At 68.2% G+C, this 4682-nt stretch carries 6 protein-coding genes; 3 read left to right on the top strand and 3 right to left on the bottom strand.

Annotation, left to right across the window (positions count from 1 at the left end; genetic code table 11):
* The 3 genes from ACWELQ_RS38550 to ACWELQ_RS38540 all read right to left on the bottom strand — a co-directional run.
* The coding region (locus ACWELQ_RS38550) for an MBL fold metallo-hydrolase (RefSeq protein ID WP_452401946.1) at nucleotides 1–842 on the bottom strand (842 nt) is incomplete at its 3' end.
* Complete coding sequence (locus ACWELQ_RS38545; RefSeq protein ID WP_452401945.1) at nucleotides 839–1210, bottom strand: DUF202 domain-containing protein; 372 nt, start codon at nucleotides 1208–1210, stop codon at nucleotides 839–841. The genes ACWELQ_RS38550 and ACWELQ_RS38545, both read right to left, overlap by 4 nt.
* Complete coding sequence (locus ACWELQ_RS38540; RefSeq protein WP_452401947.1) at nucleotides 1207–1575, bottom strand: YidH family protein; 369 nt, start codon at nucleotides 1573–1575, stop codon at nucleotides 1207–1209. The genes ACWELQ_RS38545 and ACWELQ_RS38540 overlap by 4 nt, the downstream gene beginning before the upstream one ends.
* Before the next feature lie 333 nt (nucleotides 1576–1908).
* On the opposite strand from ACWELQ_RS38540, the gene ACWELQ_RS38535 reads away from it, so the two are divergent.
* The 3 genes from ACWELQ_RS38535 to ACWELQ_RS38525 form a co-directional block, all read left to right on the top strand.
* Entirely contained in the window at nucleotides 1909–2352 is a 444-nt protein-coding gene (locus ACWELQ_RS38535) for a DUF6285 domain-containing protein (protein WP_452401944.1), read from the top strand.
* On the top strand, nucleotides 2349–3353 hold the full coding sequence (locus tag ACWELQ_RS38530; protein WP_452401943.1) for a phosphotransferase family protein: 1005 nt from the start codon (nucleotides 2349–2351) through the stop codon (nucleotides 3351–3353). Before ACWELQ_RS38535 ends, ACWELQ_RS38530 begins: the two co-directional genes overlap by 4 nt.
* Before the next feature lie 5 nt (nucleotides 3354–3358).
* Nucleotides 3359–4682, top strand: a 1324-nt coding sequence (locus tag ACWELQ_RS38525) for an acyl-CoA dehydrogenase family protein (RefSeq protein WP_452401942.1), incomplete at its 3' end; no start/stop codon positions are given.

Here is a 4682-nt window from a genome sequence, read left to right as displayed (position 1 = left end):
GCGTTCTCGGCCATGCAGAGGGCGCGGAAGTCGGGGAAGTAGAAGTTCATCTCCGACGGCGCCTCGGTGCCCGGGGTGATCTGGAAGACGATGCGGACCCCGTCGATCGTCATCTCCTGCCCGGTTTCGGTGATGTCGTGGGTCGGGGCGATGAGGGTGATGGTGCCCGTCGAGGTGGTCTGGCCCAGACCCGCGCCGACCTGACCCTTCTCGCCACGCGGCAGCGCCGCGCCGTACATGTAGGCGGCGCGCCGCGCCATGGCGACACCCGCGTACACGTTCTCGGCGACCGCGTGCTCGAGGAAACCGGCGGGAGCCACCACCGGGATGCGGCCGGATTCGGCGTCCTCGACGGTCATCACGCCCATGACGCCGCCGAAGTGGTCGACGTGGGAGTGGGTGTAGATCATGCCGGTGACCGGCTTCTGCCCGCGCTGCGCGTAGTACAGCTCCAGACCGGCTTTGGCGGTCTCGGTGGAGATCAGCGGATCGATGATGATCACGCCGGTCTTGCCCTCGATGATCGTCATGTTCGACAGGTCCAGGCCGCGGATCTGGTAGATGCCCGGAACCACCTCGTAGAGGCCCTGTTTCACCACCAGGCCCGACTGCCGCCACAGCGACGGATGCACCGAGTGCGGGCAATTGCCCTGCAGGAAGCCGTAGGACTCGTCATCCCAGACGACCTCGCCCTTGTCGTTCTTGATGATCCCGGGTTCGAGTTTGGCGATGAAGCCGCGGTCGGCGTCCTGCTGGTCGGTGGTGTCGGCGAACGGGAGTTCCTTCAGGGCACGCTGGTTCTGATCGATGATGAACTTGCTCGGTTCGGTGGCCGCACTCACAGTCTTCCTCCTGTTACCGCCGGGATCTCCGGCATGGATTCGATCGATAGAGCTGGTTTCTTGCCTGGATCGGTGAGTCCGATGGCGAGCGCGACACCGCACACCACCAGCACCGCGACCGTCGCGATGGCGATGACCCGCGGGCCGTGGTGCCAATGTCCGTGGTGGAGTGAGTTGTTGCGCGCGAAGCTGAGGCCCGCGAGGAACAGCAGCACCACCGCGGCGAGCGCGGGCGCGATGGCCGCCGGATGCCAGCCGCTGGTCGCGGCGTGATTGACGAACAGGACGGCGGTGCCCATGGCGGCGATGGCGGTGCGCCGCCAGGCCAGGGCCGTGCGCTCGGCCGGATAGGTGGGCGGCGCGGTCACGGCCACGCCGTCGCGACGGCCGCGAACACCGAGACGATCGCGATACCGGCCGCGAGGATCGGGACCAACAGCGGGTTGCGCAGCGGCTCACCCCGTTCCATCCGGATCTGCACGTCACGCCAGTGCGTGTACGCGCCCGTCGCCAGCGCCACCGCGAGCACGATGCAGCTCAGCGAGAGCGCGCGCCGCACCCCGGCGTGATGGAACGGCTGCACCAGGGTGTGCACGGCGACACCGGCCGCCAGCAGGCCGAGCGCGGTGCGGATCCACGCCAGGAAGGTGCGTTCGTTGGCGAGCGTGAAGCGGTAGTCGAGGGGCGCCTGGTCCGGTTGACCGGAGTCCTGGCCTGGGTTTTCCACTGTCACCACCTGTCCGGTGTCGCGGTCGCGGTCCGACTACAGCAAATGATCAGCAATGGCGATCATTCCATGGATTCGTGGACGACGTTCGAAGCTCGACAAGGGAAAGGGCCGACATGTGACGCATGCCCGCAGTCTGACCGGCAGGCGTCCGCGCGACCTCGCCCGTTTCGGGTGAAGTCCTGGCAATCGAGGCCCGGCGGGTCGGCGGCGGATCCCGGCCGACACTTGCCGCTACAACTGCGGGCGTTCGCCCGCAATTCACGGCCGCCGTCGGGCCCGGTCCCGTACCATCCCGGTTTACCTGCCGAACAAGAGATTTCACGCCGGAGGCGCGCCATGCAGTATCGGCCCACGGCACCGGAGTTGCTGACCGCGCTCGCGGATCTGCTGGAGACCACACTGCTGCCCGCGCTGCCGCCGGAGCTGCGACATCAGGCGCGGGTGGGGGCGCACCTGGCCCGAATGCTCGAGCGCGAACTCACCCTCGCCCCCGCATCCGAACCGCCGGACGACACCGCGCCGGTCGGACCCGGCCAGGCTGCTGCACGTTTCGATACCACCGCCGACCTCGGCACGCCCCTGGGTGCTGGGCCTTCGGACGGCGCGGATCTCCGCGATGGGCTCGGACGCTTCAATGGTCCGGGCGAGGAGCTTGTGGCCACTGTCGGTGCGGGCGACGAGGTTGCGGGTGACGAGACGCTGTGGGCGGCGCTCGTGCGGGTCGTGCGGGCCGATCTCGCTGTCGCCAAGCCCGGCTATGACGCCTGGGAGGGGGAATGAGCGGCGACCTCGCGGACGGGCTGGCCCGCTTCCTGTCCGAGGATATCGGGCGGGCGGTGACGGTCTCGGGGGTCGAACCGCTCTCGGCGGGGGCGCGGCGGCGCAATATCGCCTTCGATGCCGATCTCGGTGGGTGTGTGCTGCGGTTGGTCGCGACGCTGGTGCCGGGCAGCATTCAGTTGCTGCCGGTCGACGTCGAGGCGGACGTGCGGGAGTTGGCGCGCGAGCACGGGGTGCCGGTCCCCCACGTGCTGGCGGTCTGCGGCGATATCGGTTATGCCGGTGAGCCGTTCATGCTCTCGGAGCGGCTCGATGGTGAGACGGTGCCGCGTCGGGTGCTGCGGCTCGTGCACCAGGGCGGGCTCGGTGACGTGGTCGGCGCACAGCTCGGCCGCGCGATGGCGGCGTTGCATACCATCGATCCGCGGCAGGGTTCGCCGGAGCTGCCGGGTGCCGCGATCGGCAATCCCGCCGAAACACTGCTCGCGGAGGCGGAATCGGTCGTGGCCCGTCTCCTGCCCGATCGGCCGGTGTTCGCGTTGGCGCTGCGCTGGCTGGCCGGTCATCTGCCCACTCCCCCGGATCGACTCACCTTGGTGCACACCGATATTCGCAACGGCAACCTCATCGTCGGGCCCGATGGGCTACGCGCCGTGCTGGATTGGGAAGGCGCCCAGCGTTACGGCGATCCGATGCGCGATGCGGCGTGGTCGGCGCTGCGCATGTGGCGCTTCGGCGTCGACGACCGCGAGTTCGGCGGCTTCGCCGACCGCGACACCTTCGTGCGCGGATACACAGGTGCCGGAGGCGAATTCGACGCCGACCGCTTCCGCTGGTGGAAGGCCGCCTGCACGCTGGCCTGGGGCACCATGCTGGCCGGGCAGGCCGCCGCCTTCCTGGACGGCACCGTCCCCAGCATCGTGATGGCCGCCAGCGGGCGGCGCATCCCGGAGATCGAATGGGATCTGCTCATGCAGATCCGACCCACCGGATCGAGGTGACCGCCATGGATTTCGAGCTGCCCGACCATCTGCGCAAGTATCTGGCCGAATTGGACGAGTTCATCGACCGCGAGATCGTGCCTCTGGAACAGTCCGGGGACAATATCCGCTTCTTCGATCACCGGCGCGAGGACGCCCGCACCGACTGGGAGCGGGGCGGGCTGCCCAACGGCGAGTGGGAGGACCTGCTGCACGAGTCCCGCCGCCGCGCCGACGCCGCCGGGCACCTGCGCTTCGCCTATCCCGCCGAATACGGTGGCCGCGACGGCTCCAACCTCGATATGGCCGTCATCCGTGAGCATCTGGCCCGCCGCGGGCTGGGCCTGCACTGCGATCTGCAGACCGAGCACGCCGTCGTCGCCAACAATGTCGGACTGCTGCTCATGCACGAATACGGTTCGCCCGCACAGAAATCCGAGTGGATCACCGAGCTGGCGACCGGGGAGAAGTTCTTCGGCTTCGGCATCACCGAACCCGCCCACGGCTCCGACGCCACCTTCATGGAGACCACCGCCGTCCGCGACGGCGACACCTGGATCCTCAACGGCGAGAAGACCTTCAACACCGGCATGCACCGCGCCGACGCCGACCTCGTCTTCGCCCGCACCTCCGGCAACCCCGGCGACGGCGTCGGCATCACCGCCTTCCTCGTCCCCGTCGGCACTCCCGGCTTCACCATCGCCGATTTCCTGTGGACCTTCAACATGCCCACCGACCACGCCCATGTCGTCCTGAAGGATGTCCGCGTCCCCGCCACCACCGTCTTCGGCAAGGAGGGCCGCGGCCTGGCGGTGGTCCAGCACTTCTTCAACGAGAACCGGCTGCGGCAAGCGGCCTCCAGTCTGGGCGCAGCCCAGTACTGCATCGACCGCTCGATCGCCTACGCCAAGCAGCGCACAACCTTCGGCACTCCCCTGGCCGCCAACCAGGCCATCCAATTCCCGTTGGTCGAACTCACCACCCAGTGCGAAATGCTCCGCACCTTCATCCACAAGACCGCCTGGTCCATGGACCGCTACGGCCCCTTCACCCAATCCGCCCAAGTCTCCATGGCCAACTACTGGTCCAACCGCCTCTGCTGCGAGGCAGCCGACCGAGCCATGCAAATCCACGGCGCCCTCGGCTACTCCCGCCACACCCCCTTCGAACACATCTACCGCCACCACCGCCGCTACCGAATCACCGAGGGCAGCGAGGAAATCCAGATGCGTCGAGTAGCGGGCTATCTCTTCGATGTCCCATTACGGCGTCACCGAATTCGCCAATGTCCAGACGGTGCGCAGCGCCGCGACCTCCAGGAGCCACCCGTGACCATCACCGCCATCCGCA

The organism is Nocardia sp. NPDC004722 (assembly GCF_053601505.1).
Note: the sequence above shows the minus strand (reverse complement) of the source record. Positions and strands in the feature narration are given on the sequence as shown.